This window comes from Candidatus Pacearchaeota archaeon, from assembly GCA_035404185.1.
In the GTDB taxonomy this organism is placed as follows: domain Bacteria; phylum Patescibacteriota; class Minisyncoccia; order Minisyncoccales; family Minisyncoccaceae; genus UBA2211.
The window spans coordinates 554,593-570,104 of record DAONGN010000001.1 but is presented as its reverse complement, the minus strand read 5'-3'; the positions used below and the strand labels follow the sequence as shown (position 1 = coordinate 570,104).

21 protein-coding genes are annotated in these 15,512 nt (G+C 33.6%); 16 read left to right on the top strand and 5 right to left on the bottom strand.

Translation table 11 applies throughout. The annotated features are described in order from the left end of the window. Positions 1-33 precede the first annotated feature (33 nt). The 15 genes from PLD14_03230 to PLD14_03160 all read left to right on the top strand — a co-directional run bounded on the left by PLD14_03230 (position 34) and on the right by PLD14_03160 (position 12,191). Positions 34-1,125, top strand: a complete 1,092-nt coding sequence (locus tag PLD14_03230; GenBank protein HPR80210.1) for a DNA recombination protein RmuC — start codon at positions 34-36, stop codon at positions 1,123-1,125. Further along, on the top strand, positions 1,122-2,096 hold the full coding sequence (gene rlmN, locus PLD14_03225; protein ID HPR80209.1) for a 23S rRNA (adenine(2503)-C(2))-methyltransferase RlmN: 975 nt from the start codon (positions 1,122-1,124) through the stop codon (positions 2,094-2,096). Before PLD14_03230 ends, rlmN begins: the two co-directional genes overlap by 4 nt. Before the next feature lie 119 nt (positions 2,097-2,215). Beyond that, positions 2,216-3,511, top strand: coding sequence for an adenylosuccinate lyase (gene purB, locus PLD14_03220; protein HPR80208.1), 1,296 nt, complete (start codon positions 2,216-2,218; stop codon positions 3,509-3,511). Positions 3,512-3,616: 105 nt separating this feature from the next. Then, positions 3,617-4,327, top strand: coding sequence for a UMP kinase (gene pyrH / locus PLD14_03215; GenBank protein ID HPR80207.1), 711 nt, complete (start codon positions 3,617-3,619; stop codon positions 4,325-4,327). 89 nt (positions 4,328-4,416) lie between these two features. Then, positions 4,417-6,642, top strand: a complete 2,226-nt coding sequence (locus PLD14_03210; protein HPR80206.1) for an FISUMP domain-containing protein — start codon at positions 4,417-4,419, stop codon at positions 6,640-6,642. A 79-nt stretch (positions 6,643-6,721) separates the two neighbouring features. Further along, positions 6,722-6,865, top strand: coding sequence for a hypothetical protein (locus PLD14_03205; GenBank protein ID HPR80205.1), 144 nt, complete (start codon positions 6,722-6,724; stop codon positions 6,863-6,865). Continuing rightward, the gene (locus PLD14_03200; GenBank protein ID HPR80204.1) at positions 6,862-7,206 is read left to right on the top strand and encodes a hypothetical protein; all 345 of its coding nucleotides are present in this window, start codon (positions 6,862-6,864) and stop codon (positions 7,204-7,206) included. The genes PLD14_03205 and PLD14_03200 overlap by 4 nt, the downstream gene beginning before the upstream one ends. Then, positions 7,193-7,750: an HD domain-containing protein gene (locus PLD14_03195; GenBank protein HPR80203.1), complete on the top strand. Its 558-nt coding sequence runs from the start codon at positions 7,193-7,195 to the stop codon at positions 7,748-7,750. The genes PLD14_03200 and PLD14_03195 overlap by 14 nt, the downstream gene beginning before the upstream one ends. A 16-nt stretch (positions 7,751-7,766) precedes the next feature. After that, positions 7,767-8,273, top strand: a complete 507-nt coding sequence (locus PLD14_03190) for an NYN domain-containing protein (protein HPR80202.1) — start codon at positions 7,767-7,769, stop codon at positions 8,271-8,273. A gap of 82 nt (positions 8,274-8,355) precedes the next feature. Beyond that, complete coding sequence (locus PLD14_03185; protein ID HPR80201.1) at positions 8,356-9,117, top strand: PD-(D/E)XK nuclease family protein; 762 nt, start codon at positions 8,356-8,358, stop codon at positions 9,115-9,117. Between the two features lie 455 nt (positions 9,118-9,572). Beyond that, positions 9,573-10,808 carry an exodeoxyribonuclease VII large subunit gene (gene xseA / locus PLD14_03180; GenBank protein ID HPR80200.1) on the top strand — a complete coding sequence of 412 codons (1,236 nt, stop codon included), beginning with the start codon at positions 9,573-9,575 and terminating at the stop codon, positions 10,806-10,808. Next, positions 10,789-10,989 carry a hypothetical protein gene (locus PLD14_03175; protein HPR80199.1) on the top strand — a complete coding sequence of 67 codons (201 nt, stop codon included), beginning with the start codon at positions 10,789-10,791 and terminating at the stop codon, positions 10,987-10,989. The genes xseA and PLD14_03175 overlap by 20 nt, the downstream gene beginning before the upstream one ends. A gap of 94 nt (positions 10,990-11,083) precedes the next feature. Next, entirely contained in the window at positions 11,084-11,551 is a 468-nt protein-coding gene (locus tag PLD14_03170) for a hypothetical protein (protein ID HPR80198.1), read from the top strand. A gap of 57 nt (positions 11,552-11,608) precedes the next feature. Further along, positions 11,609-11,920 (top strand): thioredoxin, encoded by a 312-nt coding sequence (trxA, locus tag PLD14_03165; protein ID HPR80197.1) that lies wholly within the window; start codon positions 11,609-11,611, stop codon positions 11,918-11,920. Between the two features lies 1 nt (position 11,921). After that, positions 11,922-12,191 carry a ferredoxin-thioredoxin reductase catalytic domain-containing protein gene (locus PLD14_03160; GenBank protein HPR80196.1) on the top strand — a complete coding sequence of 90 codons (270 nt, stop codon included), beginning with the start codon at positions 11,922-11,924 and terminating at the stop codon, positions 12,189-12,191. Between the two features lie 31 nt (positions 12,192-12,222). On the opposite strand, the gene PLD14_03155 is transcribed toward PLD14_03160, so the two are convergent. From PLD14_03155 to PLD14_03135, 5 genes are read right to left on the bottom strand one after another with little or no spacing between them, the layout of a single operon-like run. After that, complete coding sequence (locus PLD14_03155; protein ID HPR80195.1) at positions 12,223-12,783, bottom strand: elongation factor P; 561 nt, start codon at positions 12,781-12,783, stop codon at positions 12,223-12,225. Between the two features lie 22 nt (positions 12,784-12,805). Continuing rightward, complete coding sequence (locus PLD14_03150; protein HPR80194.1) at positions 12,806-13,249, bottom strand: hypothetical protein; 444 nt, start codon at positions 13,247-13,249, stop codon at positions 12,806-12,808. A 3-nt stretch (positions 13,250-13,252) separates the two neighbouring features. Further along, entirely contained in the window at positions 13,253-13,555 is a 303-nt protein-coding gene (locus PLD14_03145) for a PadR family transcriptional regulator (protein ID HPR80193.1), read from the bottom strand. 7 nt (positions 13,556-13,562) lie between these two features. Continuing rightward, entirely contained in the window at positions 13,563-13,985 is a 423-nt protein-coding gene (locus tag PLD14_03140) for a type II toxin-antitoxin system death-on-curing family toxin (GenBank protein ID HPR80192.1), read from the bottom strand. A gap of 26 nt (positions 13,986-14,011) precedes the next feature. Beyond that, on the bottom strand, positions 14,012-14,185 hold the full coding sequence (locus PLD14_03135) for a hypothetical protein (protein HPR80191.1): 174 nt from the start codon (positions 14,183-14,185) through the stop codon (positions 14,012-14,014). Positions 14,186-14,351: 166 nt separating this feature from the next. Here PLD14_03135 and PLD14_03130 point away from each other — a divergent pair, with 166 nt between their 5' ends. Next, on the top strand, positions 14,352-15,497 hold the full coding sequence (locus PLD14_03130; GenBank protein ID HPR80190.1) for an inositol-3-phosphate synthase: 1,146 nt from the start codon (positions 14,352-14,354) through the stop codon (positions 15,495-15,497). Positions 15,498-15,512: the final 15 nt, after the last annotated feature.

Below are 15,512 nucleotides of genomic sequence, written 5' to 3'. Positions count from 1 at the left end.
CGTATATTATACATCACTAATAAAAAAGTCAATATGACAACCGAAACCATCACTTTAATAGCTTCATTATTTATAATCCTTGTTTTTACGTATATTCTTTTTCAGAAGTTAATGAATGAAAACGATAAAAGAAGTAAGATGTTGTTCGAAGAAGAAAGGAAGAGATTATTAGAACAGGTTGATCTTAAAAAAGAACTTATCAGTGAATCAATTCAACACAACAAAGATACGATTAAAGATTTGATTGAAAGAGTTCATCAAGAACTGGATAAGAGCAAAAAGCAGTTAGATGAAGTGGAAAAAGAAAGAATTGGAGAATTTAATACCTTAAGAACAGTATTAGAAGAATACAAGACAGTAACTGGCAGTTTAAAAGATTCAACCGAAGGGTTGAGAAATGTTTTGTCAAATAATCAATTAAGGGGAAAATACGGAGAAGAAATCGCTGAGAACCTGTTAAAGACAATCGGTTTTGTTAGAGGAGAAAACTATGAAGCTAATACAGCCCAAGATAATAATGCTAATAGACCTGATTTTACTATTTTCTTACCCGATAGAACTAAAATAAATATCGATGTTAAATTTCCTTTGAATAATTTCATCAAGTTTAATGATGAAGAAGATAAAGAAAAGAAAAAACAATTCAAAAAAGTTTTTGAGCAGGATGTTAAAAATAGAATAAAAGAAATATCAGGTAGAGAATATATTAATCCCGAAGAAGATACCGTTGATTTTGTTATTTTATTCGTTCCTAACGAAATGATTTTCAGCTTTATCTATGATCAAATGAACGAAACCTGGAACGACGCTATGGCAAAGAAAGTAGTGCTCGCTGGACCATTTAGTTTTACTGCTATCTTACGGATGGTTTTCCAATCATATAAGAGTTTTAAATATCAGGAGAATCTTCATGAAATCATAAAATTAATTAAGAAGTTTGAAATTGAATATAATAAATATAATGAAGAGGTTGATTCTTTGGGAAAGAAAATTAGGGCAGTTTCAACTCAGTTTGACGAAGTATCAATTACTAGAACTAAAAAACTATCAACAATAGTTGATAAAATAAAGAATGAGAATGTTATAACTAAAGAAGAAGTTAAGGTTATAGAAAACAAAGAATGAATTTATCTCTAATTGAAAAAAAATTAGAAAATCAACCTAAGTATAGGATTAAGCAGGTGCACAAACTGATTTTTCAAGACTTAATAGAAGATTGGGACAAGGCAAGTGTCCTGCCTTTATCTTTGCGCGAAGAATTAAAAAAAGATTGTCCTTTAGAAATCGAACACAAAATGTTTGATGAAGGAAATACAATCAAAGCTTTAATTGAATTATCAGATGGATTAAAAATTGAATCAGTTTTAATGAAGCATACTGATAATCGTTCGACGGTTTGTGTTTCTTCTCAGGTTGGTTGTCCCTTGGCGTGTTCTTTTTGTGCGACTGGAACGATGGGGTTAAAGAGAAATTTAACCGTTGAAGAAATAGTTCTTCAAGTTTTGTTGTTTATGAGAATTTGCAAAGTAACTAATATTGTTTTTATGGGAATGGGAGAACCGTTTTTGAACTATGATAATGTAATGTCAGCAATTCGTATTTTAAACAGTCCAGAGTATTTTAATATTGGAAGTCGCAAGATATCTATTTCGACTTCGGGAATAATTGAGGGAATAGAAAGATTTACCAACGAAGATTTGCAAGTAAATCTTTCTATTTCTTTACACGCTCCTAATGATGAATTGAGAAGTAAATTAATGCCAGTGAATAAAAAGTATCCTTTAAAAGATGTTCTAAGAGTTGTTGATGATTATATTTTAAAAAATAAAAGGAAAGTGATGTTTGAGTATTTAATGATAAAGGGAGAGAATGATTCTCTTGAATGTGCTAAAGAATTAGCAAAAATAATGAAAAAATCATTATACATGGTTAATTTAATAGTCTATAATCCAACGGGAAAGTTTAAAGCATCAGATTCTAAAACAATTAAAAAATTCAAAGATTATTTAGAAAAAGAGGGAATTTTTACTACCCAAAGATATGAATTTGGAAGGGGAATTAAGGCAGCTTGCGGACAATTGGCAACTAAAGCATAAAATTAACGGATGAGCGTTTTTGACAATAATTTATTATTTTGTTATTCTTTTCTTGCAAAAAACATAATGTTTTTGCAATAATTTTAATGTTATTTAACAACCTAAAGGAGTGATTTATTGTGATCAGTCGTTATACAAATGAGAGAATGGCAAAAATTTGGTCTGAGAACTACAAATTCACAACTTGGCTTAAAGTGGAGATAGCCGTTTTGAAGGCTCGCAAAGATTTGGGAGAATTTAAGTATAATATTCCTCATGTCGACAAGATAAAAATCAATTCGGATGAAATCAATCGTATTGAAAAAGAAATTACAAAGCACGATGTTGTTGCATTTTTGGAGTACATTTCTCCGCAATTTCCGGAAGAGCTTCGACCCTGGCTTCATCGAGGATTAACCTCTTACGATGTCGTTGATACGGCTCAAAGTCTTCAGCTCCGGGAAAGCATCAATCTTATCCAAGATGCTTTAACGGACTTAATGGAAATTGTTGAAGCGAAAGCCTTGGAAAACATCCATGCCGTACAAATCGGACGTACTCACGGAATTCATGCCGAACCGATAACTTTCGGGGTCAAGCTAATTAACTGGTATGCGGAACTGAAGAGACACAAAGAAAGACTGGAAAGTCTTAAAATCAGAGTTTCAGTCGGCAAAATCAGTGGTGCTGTCGGCATGTATACACTTGACCCAAAAGTCGAAGTGATAACCTGTGAAAAGCTTGGGCTCAAACCCATTATTGCGACACAGATTATTTCTCGCGATATCATTGCTGAATACATGGCGGTCCTTGGCTTAATTGCCGGAACAGTTTCTAAGATATCGGTCAGCATGCGTCTCATGGCTCAAACCGAGATCGGTGAGGTCATGGAATCGTTCAGCAAAGACCAAAAGGGGTCATCGGCCATGCCGCACAAAAAGAACCCTATCGGCTGGGAGAATCTGACCGGATTAATGCGCATTGTCTGCAGCAACGTTCAAGTTTCCTATGGCAATCTTTCTGACTGCTGGAACGAACGAAGCTTGGATAATTCTGGACCAGAGAGAGTGATTCTTCCCGACAGTTCGGCATTGGTCGAATATGGACTAAAAAGACTTGCTTCAATATTCCGGAAGATGAGGGTTTCCAAGGAAAGAATGAAGGAAAATCTCGAGTTGACCAAGGGTTTGATTTTTTCCCAGGAAGTGATGATGCTTGTTTCCGAAAAGAGTGGCCTGCCAAGAGAAAGAGCGCATACTCTTGTGAGGGATATTGCCCTTGAATGCTGGGAAACCAAAGAAGATTTCTACACCGCATTACTTCGGAACGAAGAGATTATGAAATTCATTAATCCCGATGAACTTCATGAGTGTTTCGATATTGAAAAAAAGATTCGATACACTAATCAAATCTTCAATCAGATAATAATTCTTTAATTTTTTTAAATGAGCAGAATATATATTCGGCTCTTTTGTTTTTTAGTTTGCCTAGTTTTAATAAATAGAATATAATATTTGTGATAATAATTCACATTACATTAAATGAAAAAATACAAAAGAATATTATTAAAGATTGGAGGGGAGTCGTTTGGCAAAGAAGATGGCAGAGGAGTTTCTTTGTCTTCGTATATGAAAATAGCCAAAGAGATTGTTGATATTAAAAAAAAGAATAATGTTGACTTATGTATTGTTATTGGAGGAGGAAATATTTTTAGGGGTCGTGAAATAGGAGAAGAACATTTTGACAAGGTGACGGCTGATTATATGGGAATGTTATCCACTATTATCAATGGATTGGGATTAGAAGAGGCCTTAGAGTCTTTGGGTGTTCCATCAAAATTAATGTCATCAATAGAAATGGATAAAGTTTGCGAGTCTTTTTCAAAAAAGAAAGCAATTGAATATTTAAATCAAGGAAAGATAGTTGTTTTTGCTGGAGGAACTGGTAATCCTTTTTTTACCACAGATACTTTAGCTGCTTTAAGATCTTGCGAGATTGATTGTGATTTAATTTTAAAAGCTACTAATGTTGATGGAGTATATAATAAAGACCCTAAAAAGTATTCCGATGCTAAGCTGTATGAAAATTTAACCTTTGAAGAGGCCTTAGAGAAGAAACTAAATGTTATGGATTTAACAGCTTTTGCTTTGTGTTTAGATAATCAAAAGCCGATTATTGTATTTAATATTAAAAAATTTAAAGATATTTCTAAAGCATTAAAAGGAGAAAAATTTGGAACATTTATAGGTTGATTGATAATTCTAAAATATGATTGTCTACTCTTTTTTTAAGTTTAATTCTTGTATAATAATTTTAATACAAAAATTTAAAATAAAATACCATGAAGATATCAAACAAAGCTTTTACTTTAATTGAAATATTAGTAGTCATTTCTATTATTGGAATTCTTTCTGGCATTGTTGTCGTCTCCTTGAATAAAGCAAATGATGCCGCCAATGACGCACTTAAAAAATCAGCTCTAGATCAATTAAGAATGAATTTGGCTTCTTATAAGGCAATGGAGGGATCATATCCAATAGTTGCAGATAGTGATAATTGTTTTATTGGTAGTTGTCCAGTTATTGATGATCAGCTTTCTTATTATCTTACAAAACCACTTCCTAGCGATTCAAATTATAAATACGTTTCAGATGATGGAAACTCTTTCGTTATTTCTTCAGTTCTTTCTACTGATTATGCATATATATATGACAGTGCAACAGATACTTATAGTTCAGCGACTGAAAAGGCAGTCAACGGTGTTTGTGGTTCTTCAAACGGTGCTAATTTAACTTCTGCTCCGATAGCTAATTTTTGTTCTACGGGAAACGCTTCTTCTGTCTCTGGTTCCGGTCCCTGGACTTGGACTTGTGCTGGATTAAATAAGGGATACACTCCTACTTGTACTGCTAACAAAATTGAAGACGGTGTTTGTGGAACTGCCAATGGTTCTAATTATTCTTCTGCTCCAAGTACCGATCTCTGCAACCCTGGAAACGCTTCTTCTGTCTCTGGTTCCGGTCCCTGGACTTGGACTTGTGCATCAACAAACGGAGGAGCAACTAGCGGAACCTGTACCGCTAACAAAATTGAAGACGGTGTTTGTGGAACTGCCAATGGTTCTAATTATTCTTCTGCTCCAAGTACCGATCTCTGCAACCCTGGAAACGCTTCTTCTGTCTCTGGTTCCGGTCCCTGGACTTGGACTTGTGCATCAACAAACGGAGGAGCAACTAGCGGAACCTGTACCGCTAATAAATCCCAAGATGGTGTCTGTGGTTCAGCTAATAGCACTAATTCATATATTGCTCCAAGTACCGATCTCTGCAACCCTGGAACTGCCTCATCTGTCTCTGGCTCTGGTCCCTGGACTTGGACTTGTGCTGGATTAAACGGAGGAACTACTTCTTCTACCTGTACCGCTAACAAAATTGAAGACGGTGTTTGTGGAACTGCCAATGGTTCGTATTACCCCTCTGCTCCGAGCAATAATCTCTGCAACCCTGGAACTGCCTCATCTGTCTCTGGCTCTGGTCCCTGGACTTGGACTTGTGCTGGATTAAACGGAGGAGCAACTAGCGGAACCTGTACTGCTAACAAAAGCGAAGATGGTGTTTGTGGAACTGCCGATGGTTCTAATTACTACACTGCTCCAAGTACCGATCTCTGCAACCCTGGAACTGCCTCATCTGTCTCTGGCTCTGGTCCCTGGACTTGGACTTGTGCATCAACAAACGGAGGAGCAACTAGCGGAACCTGTACCGCTAATAAATCCCAAGATGGTGTCTGTGGTTCAGCTAATAGCACTAATTCATATATTGCTCCAAGTACCGATCTCTGCAACCCTGGAACTGCCTCATCTGTCTCTGGCTCTGGTCCCTGGACTTGGACTTGTGCTGGATTAAACGGAGGAACTACTGCTAGTTGTGCTACAGTTTGGACTTGTACTCAATCGGTAGCCTTTACTTATAAATCTGGTAGTGTTACTTATGGAACAGTTTTATCTCCAACAGGTAAATGTTGGATGGATAGAAATCTTGGAGCCACTCAAGTTGCTACATCTAAGACTGACTCAAGCGCTTATGGAGATTTATTTGAATGGGGAAGATTAGATGATAGTCATCAGACTCGTACGAGTTCTACTACTAGTACCAAATCTTCTAGCAATACGCCTGGTAATAATAAGTTTATTACAAGTAGCGCTACTCCTTATGACTGGAGAAATCCTCAAAATACTAATCTTTGGCAAGGAGTTAGCGGAACTAATAATCCTTGTCCTACTGGTTGGCGCATACCAACGTTAACTGAATGGGGTTCTGAAATTAGTACTATTCCTTTGACGAACTATACTACTGCCTACAGTTCTGTCTTAAAGTTAACCGTAGGGGGCTACAGAAGTTACTCTGGTAGTCTTACTAGTACTGATGTCGGCACCAATGGCTATTATTGGAGCAGTACAACTAATAGCACCAAATCTTCATACGCAAAATTTACTAGCAGTGCTGCAACAACCAGTGGTACTCAATATCGAGGATATGGAATGTCTGTAAGGTGTATTAAGAATTGATCTTAAAAGACTCTAATAAAACGTTTCCGTAAATCTTATCGTTATTGGCACTTTTTGTTTTTAGAAGTATAATAAAAGCATGACATTATTTGTAAGACATCCTGTGAAGAATATAGGAAAGATGAACTCATATGAAAGACAGGTAAGTAAGTATAAAGAAGGCAAGCCTTCTCAGAAACTTAGGCAAGAAAGAAATAATAAGAAAATTAAAAAAATAATATGAATATTAAAAAAATATTAACAATTTGGTTTCCAAGAATATTAATGATTATTTTTGTTTCTTTCCTTGTTCTTTTGTCTTTCGATGTTTTTAGTATGGACGGATCATTGTTGGATAAAATAGGGGGATTTTTTATGCATAACATTCCAACTATTTTTCTTATTATTGTATTGTTTTATTCATGGAAAAAGCCAAGAACAGGAGGAATTATTTTTATCATTATGAGCATTATCTTTACTGTTTATTATGGGACTTATCATAGGTGGGATACTTTTGTTCTGATATCGCTTCCTTTGCTATTATCAGGAGTGCTTTTCTTATTTAACAAAGATGAACATAATTGAAGAGATTAAAAATTTTGTTGAAAAAGAGTCACTAAAATCAAATAGTAAATATGGCTACGAACCTTTTATTTTTCATTTTGTTCCTACAGTTAAATATGCCCTTGAGCTAGCTGAAGAATTGGGAGCTGATAAAGAGGTAGTTGAAATTGCTGCTTGGCTGCATGATATCGGTTCCGTTATTTATGGTAGGAAAGATCACCATATTACTGGAGCAAAGATTGCAGAAGAAAAATTAAAAGAATTAAATTATCCAATTGAAAAGATAGAGATGGTTAAGAATTGTATTTTAAATCATCGCGGTTCACAAAAAAATAATCCAACAAGTGTTGAAGAAAAGATAATTGCCGATGCGGATGCTTTAAGTAATTTTGATAATATTCCAGGAATATTTAAAGCCGCTTTTATCTATGAAAATTTGAATCAGATGGAAGCTAAAGAAGCAGTTAGAAAAAAACTTGAAAATAAATGGAATCAGCTCAATTTTGAGAATTCAAAGAAAATAATTAAGCCTAAATATGAGGCAATGTTGGTTCTTTTAAGTTAAGTAAAACTAATTTATAATGAATAAAGAAAACAATTTTGCTTTTATAGATAGTCAGAATTTAAATATAGGTATAAAAAATCTGGGATGGCTTTTAGATTTTAAAAAATTCAGAGTTTATTTAAAGGAAAAATACGGAGTTTCCGTTGCATATTTATTTATTGGATATGTTCCAGAGAATAGCAACATGTACGCCTCGCTTCAAAAGGCAGGATTTATATTAAAATTTAAGCCAGTTCTTCCAAATAAAGATGGATCACATAAAGGGAATATTGATGCTGATTTAGTTGTTCAGGCTATGATTGATTGTTTTGAAAATAATTTTGATAAGGCCGTCGTTGTTACGAGTGATGGAGATTTTTATTCTTTAGTTGGGTATTTATACGATCATAATCGCTTAAGGACGGTAATGAGCCCTCATTATAATAATTGTTCAACATTACTAAAAAAGACAGCCAAGGAAAAGGTAGTTTTTATGTATGATTTAAGGAAAAAATTAGAGTATAAAAGAAAAAGCACCGCTTAAGGACGAAACCATTAAGAGGTACTTTTTCATAAGAATTCTACAACCATATTATCATAGTTATAATTAAATTGTCAAGTAAAACATGTCAGAATACTACAAAAAATCGAATAATATTTTTAATCCTGAATCGAAAACACCATTTAAACTTAGTCGTTCAAAGATAGATTTGTTTATGGAGTGTCCACAGTGTTTCTATTTAGATAGGCGATTAGGAATAGGTAGACCCCCTGGGTTTCCTTTTACGTTGAACAGTGCGGTTGATTCATTGCTAAAAAAAGAATTTGATTTATATAGGAAAGAACAAACTGTTCATCCTTTTATAGAAGAATTCGGAATAGATGCGATTCCTTATAAACATAAAGATATTGATACTTGGAGGAATACTTTTAAAGGAATTGAATATTTGCATGAACCAACCAATCTTTTAATTACTGGAGCAATTGATGATATTTGGATTAATCCTAAGGGGGAAGTAATAATTGTTGATTACAAGGCAACATCTAAAACCAGCGAGGTTAATTTAGATGCTGAATGGCAGAGAGGATATAAGCGACAGATGGAAATATATCAATGGCTCTTTAGAAAGAATGGATTTGATGTTTCTCCGACGGGATATTTTGTTTATTGCAATGGAGATACGGGCAAGCCTTATTTTGATAAAAAATTAGAGTTTGATATTAAAGTTATTCCATATACCGGAGATGATTCTTGGATAGAGGGAGCGCTAATGGATATTAAAAAATGTTTAATGAGTGATAAGATTCCAGAAATGAATTCTGAGTGTGATTTTTGTAACTATAGAAAGAACGCCGTAATGGCAAAAATTAAGCACGAAAAAAAATAAAGGGAAGCACAATGGTAGGCTTCCCCCTGGGATACACATATTGGCATCCCATTAAATTTAGTTTTGATTGAGCTTTGTGCTCAATCATAGGAGATAATTTGCTACATTATTGCAGGATTTGAACCCGCACCATAGTGTAGCAACTTTTCATGGTGCTGCGATGAACCGGAATCGTGCTGTCCGGCACTGGTATTCGTCTGTCGAAAGAGACTCTTACAGTTCCTCTTATCAGAAGCGAGAGAGGGGACGTCTCACATAACAGAAATAAACCAGAGATCGCAGAGAGTTGGATGATTGCTACATTTAGCATAAGTTCATGCGCCTCTACCTTCTCCTAGGCCTCTTCAAAGAGACATATGTTCTTGAGGGGCCGATTTTTTATTACCATATTCATATAAAAATGTAAATAGCTTTAGTAAATAGCGGATTTTTTGTTTTTTTGATAGAATAGCAATATGGAACAAAAAGGTAAATCAGCAGTAAAGGAACTTTTGGAGAATAACATTCTTTCTATTTCTGCGTATTTGAAATTATTAAACGGAATACTTAATTCTTTTGAAGCAAGAATAGTGGGAGAGGTTTCGGAAGTTAAAATCAGCTCAGTTGGGCATGTTTATTTTTCTTTGAAGGATAAAAAAGACAAAAGTGTTTTATCTTGTGTTGTTTGGAATTATGATTATAAATTATGCGGAGTAGAATTAAAAGAAGGATTAGAAATTATCGCTAAAGGAATCCCCGATGTTTATCCTCCGACAGGAAGATTAAGTTTTAAGGCAAAAACAATACAGTTGATGGGAGAAGGGGAATTGAAAAAGGAATACGAGAAATTAAAAAAGAAATTGGAAGATGAAGGATTATTTGATTTAAATAAAAAAAAGGAAATTCCTTCTTTTGTTAAAAGGGTTGGTATTATTACTTCTAAGCAGGGAGCGGTTATTTCTGACTTTTTAAATAATTTAGGAAGGTTTGGCTTCCAAATCAAGTTTATCGACTCTCGAGTTGAAGGGTTGGAAGCGGTTAGAGACCTCCTAAATAGCGTTAAGACGATGAAGAAACAAGATATCGATGTTCTTGTCATTATGCGAGGAGGTGGCTCTTTGGAGTCGTTTTTAGCCTTTAATAATGAGATATTAATAAGGGAAATTGCTAGTCTTCCTTTTCCGGTAATCGCAGCTATCGGGCATGATAAAGATGTGCCATTATTATCTTTAGTGGCTGATAAAATGGTTTCAACTCCGACTGCAGCGGCTAACCTTTTAAATCAGTCTTGGCAGGAAGCAGAGTTAGAATTAAAAGCAATGGAAAGAGAAATTTTTAATTCTTTTTCTTCTTCTTTAAGAAGTTTAGAATACAAAATTAATAGTTTATTTTTAAAAATTAAAGACAAGTTAGAAAAAGTAATTTCTTTATTTAAAATGATTGAATTTAGAATTAAAACCGTAATTCCAAAAATACTTGAAAATGAGATTAGCAAAATGAAAGATAAATTGGGAAATATTGAAAAGACAATTAATCAAAATGATCCAGAAAGGAATTTAAAGTTAGGATATTGTATTGCGAATAGCAAAAAGGGAGTAATTAAAAACATTAATGATGTTAAAGTCGAAGATATTATTGATTTAAAAGTATATAACGGAATAATAAATACGCAAGTTAAAAAAACACAAAAAAATGAAGGAAAAAAATCTTAACCAAAGTCTTAAAAAATTATCTTTAATTGCCGAATGGTTCGAAAAACAGGAAGAAGTTGATGTTGAGGAAGGATTAGAAAAAGTAAAAGAAGCGGCTCTAATAATCAAAGAAGCTAAGAAACAATTCAAAGAAATTGAAAATGAATTTGAGGAGATTAAAAAAGAGATAGAAAAAGATTAGTTTGACGGATTTTTAAAACAAGAATAAAATGTAGATGGTTCTTCTGGTATAGTTGAACCTTTACATTTATTTATCATTTAATCGAGGTGATTATTTGAATGGTGATAAAAGATCCTTAGCAAAAGGATTTATTCCGAAAAAGTTAGAAAAAAATTTTACCAAAAAAAGGACTACTTATCATGATGGAAGAAGATCTTCAAGAAAAGAACCTCATCCAAGGCATAAAAATGGAAATGGGGTAGATCACGGCAAATGTCCAAGATGCATTATTATTCATGGGGAGAAAGACACGGAAGTAACAGAAATCGAAGAGCATCACGAGATTCCTCGGGAATATGGCGGTAGGAATGGGTCAATAAAGAAAGGATGTCCTGATTGCCATGTAGAAGTTCATCTTCTCTATGATAGATACAAAAGAATACTAATAATGCAAAACCTATTTGGCTTTGTTGAAATAAGCCAGCGTTATTTTAATGGAGAAGCATTGACTGAGGGCGATCTAATGGAGATTGCTTTGAGATCTACAAGAGTGGAAGTGGAAAATAAAAGAGAAAATTTATAATTGTCTCTTTTTTTATTTCCATGTATAATATGATTGTAATAATTAATAAAGAAAAAAATGAATATTCTAACAGATGATACTTTTGAGTCGGCAGTTAAGAATAATAAACCGGTATTGGTAGATATTTTCACTGAATGGTGTCCTCCTTGTAAAATGTTGGGACCAATTATTGAGAAACTTTCAGAAGAATATACAGGTAAGGTAGATTTTTACAAAATGGATTTGGATAAAAATCCTGTAACGGGGAACATGTTCGAGGTTGATCGAATTCCAACAGTTGTTTTGTTTATCAATGGAGAAGTTAAAGACAAGTTTATTGGCTTAAAACAAGAAGAAGAAATTAGAAGCTGGATAAATTTAAATATTTAAAATGGAAGAAAAAGATATTGAAATTTTAATAAAGAAAAGCGATGAATATGCTAAAAGTAAAGGATTTAAGCTTAATCCCAATAAGGCCATAGTTTCAGGAATTGTTAAGGGATTATTAATTCGCAAGGAAGGTTTCGGAGAAATATATTGTCCCTGCAGAAAAATGACAGGGGACAAGAAAGCAGATAAGAGAATAATTTGTCCTTGTATTTATCACGAGGAAGAGATTGAAAAGGATGGGCATTGTTTTTGTAACTTATTTGTAAAATAGAAAAACCACCGATTATTTCGGTGGTTTTGTTTTACTCATTAACTCTTCTAACGTAAGTTGAGCTTTCTGTATTTATTTCTATAATATCGTCTTCATTTACAAACAGTGGGGCATCTATTTTTCTTCCAGTCTCAAGAGTTACTAATTTAGTTCCTGACTGAGCTCGGTCTCCCTTAACGCCTGGTGGAACCTCAGTAACTTTTAATTGAACTTTGATGGGAATAATGACATTGATGATTTTGTCATTAAAGATAATTGTTTTTACTTCTTCGTTAGCTTTAAGGAATCCAGCTTTATCTCCAATTTGTTCTTCGGTTAATTCAAATCTTTTACCTTTAACGTCGCTAAAAGTGTATTTTCCTTTATTTCCAAAAATGAATTTAGCTTCTTGTTCTTCAACATCTGCTTCTTCAAAAGAATCTCTTGGTTGAGCACTTTTTGAAATGACAGCACCACTTATTAGGTTTTTTAATTTCATTTGAAGATAGGAATGGCCTCTTCCTTTGAAAGTGCTTAAGGCTTCTAATATTTCGTAAGGTTGATCATTGATAACAATAATTACACCTCTGTTTAATTCTGCGTATGATAACATTTGTTTTTTTTCTTTTAACTTATTATTTTTCGATTCTCCATTCTATCTTGTTTTCTTTGTCAGCGTATTCAAGCCATTCTCCTCCGTCATCAATGACGTACCATTTTCTTTTGGTTTGAGACCAAATCATTGGTTGGTTTCGATAATATGGTTTTTTAACAATTTCCTTGGGTTTTAATTTTCCCAATTCTAACCATTTTTTGAAAACGGTTTCAATTGAGTAATCAAGGTTACGGGACTTGGCCCAATTGGCAACTGTCGTCATGGCTTCTTTGGCTTTTTCTACTGAACCGGCAAGATCAAGCAATTCTTTGCCTGGCCTAGTAAATCTAGAATAGATTATCTTCTTCTTTTTAGCTGATTCTTTGATTTCGTCAAGAGAGAAGCCTTTGGTATAGAAAAAATGGTTGACGATTTGCTGAATGTCAGTCTCTTTCTCTTCTTTTGTTTTTTTGTTAATTTTCATATCTTAACTTATCTTTTTTAATACTTCAGAATAGAAGTTTTTTACTTTGTTTAATTCCTTTTCGCCCATTTCGGTAATTTTGTAAACCCTTCTTCTTTCTTCTGGTTCACTTTTAACAAAGCCTTGTTCTTCTAAACGATAGAGGACGCGGTAGGGAGTTATGTTTCCTGGTTTAAAGCCAAAGTCCTTTTCAATTGAAGTATGTAAATCCCAAGCATAGTTGGAATGCTTTTTTAGAGTAGCCAAGATATAGATCCAAAGATTTTCTTTGGTGTTTGATTTGGTTAGTCTTTCAAAGGGTGTCATATACTTCTTAAGTATTGTCAGTTTTTTCTTTCAATGGCGATATGTGTTTTGTTATCCATAATTTAATATCGTCCAAAACTTTTTCCATTTCGTTATTTGGAGATTTTGCCACATAAAGAGTCATGTCAACTATTTCTTGCTTGCTAGCATTTATCTGTTTGTCGTTGATATATAGAAAAACTATTAACGATGCTGCCGAGATTCTTTTATTACCATTTCTAAACGGGTGGTTTTTATTGATTCCATAAAATAGTATAGTCGCTTTATCTATTAACGTCGGATACAGTTCGATTCCTTCAAAGGTTTGTCGAGGTAAGTTAATGGCAGATTCAAGCAGATTTGAATGGTCTTCAAAACACGCGATAGGGTCATTCTTCGTATCAAAAACATTTAGAGCCAGTCTGTGGCACATACTTTGCATTAATTCCATATCCAAATATTTTACAGACATAGAGATTAATTTAGAGTTCTATCGTATTCAGCTAATTTTTTAAATACTTCGCCATATTCGCGTACAGCAAAATCGGTACCTTTAATTACCTTTGTTCTAAGTAATTCTTTTTCTTTATTATCTTCGTCTTTTTTAGAAGATTTAATAAAGAGTGTTTTTATTTCTTTGAGTAATTTCACGTTTTTATTATATCAAACAATTATCTTTTAGTGCAATAGATAATCCAATTTATGACATTTTAATGAGAAGTAGTCAATAGTGACTATTAATAATCTTATTGACAAACTATTTTACCAGTGTAAAATAGAATCAAATATAATTAACATAATAGTTTAAGTAATAAATATGGCAAAAAAATCTGTAAAGCCAGCTAAATCAACTGAAAAGAAGAAAGAAATTAGAATTGCTATTGCTGGATTAGGTAACTGTGCAAGTTCTTTGGTTCAAGGTATTTATTATTACAAAGACATTAAAAATGATGATGAAGTGGTTCCAGGATTAATGCATAATGTTTTAGGAGGATACAAAATATCAGACATCAAGATAGTAGCTTGTTTTGATATTGATAAAAGAAAAGTTGGAAAAGATGTTGCTCAAGCTATTTTTGAAAAACCAAACTGTACTAAAACTTTTTGTCACGATGTTCCAAAAACAGGAGTCATTGTTAAAATGGGAAATATTTTAGATGGAGTTGCTACTCATATGAAAGACTATCCTGAAGATCAGACTTTTTTGCCTTCAGACAAAAAGGCAGTTGATGTAGTTGAAGAATTAAAAAAATCAAAAGCAGATGTTTTAGTTAACTATATGCCTGTTGGCTCACAGAAAGCAGTTGAATTCTATGCCCAAGCAGCTTTGGATGCTGGTGTAGCTCTTGTCAATTGTATGCCTGTATTTATTTGTTCTGATCCTAAATGGGAAAAGAAATTTAGAGACAAGGGAATTCCTTGTATTGGAGACGATATTAAATCACAAATCGGAGCAACTATTACTCACCGAGTTTTATCTCACTTATTTGCAGAAAGAGGAGTTACAATTGATCGTTCATATCAATTAAACGTTGGAGGAAATACAGACTTCTTAAATATGTATGGAGAAAGAGCTAGATTGAAAACTAAAAAGATTTCAAAGACCGAAGCAGTTGAATCTCAATTAGCTAAGAGATTGAGCTATGATAATTTACACGTTGGTCCATCAGACTGGGTTCCTTTCTTGAAGGATAACAAAGTTTGTTTCATTCGTATGGAAGGAAGGAAGTTTGGTAATGTGCCAGTAGAATTGGAGTTAAGATTATCAGTAGAAGATTCTCCTAACTCAGCTGGTTGTGTTATCGATGCTATCAGATTATTAAAGATTGGTTTGGATAGGGGAATTGGTGGAACACTATTATCTTCTTCTGCTTACTTCATGAAACACCCCATGACTCAATTCACTGATGAAAAAGCCAGAGAAATGATTGAAGAATTTATTGCTAATAAAAGAGAAAGGTAATATAATAAAATAAAA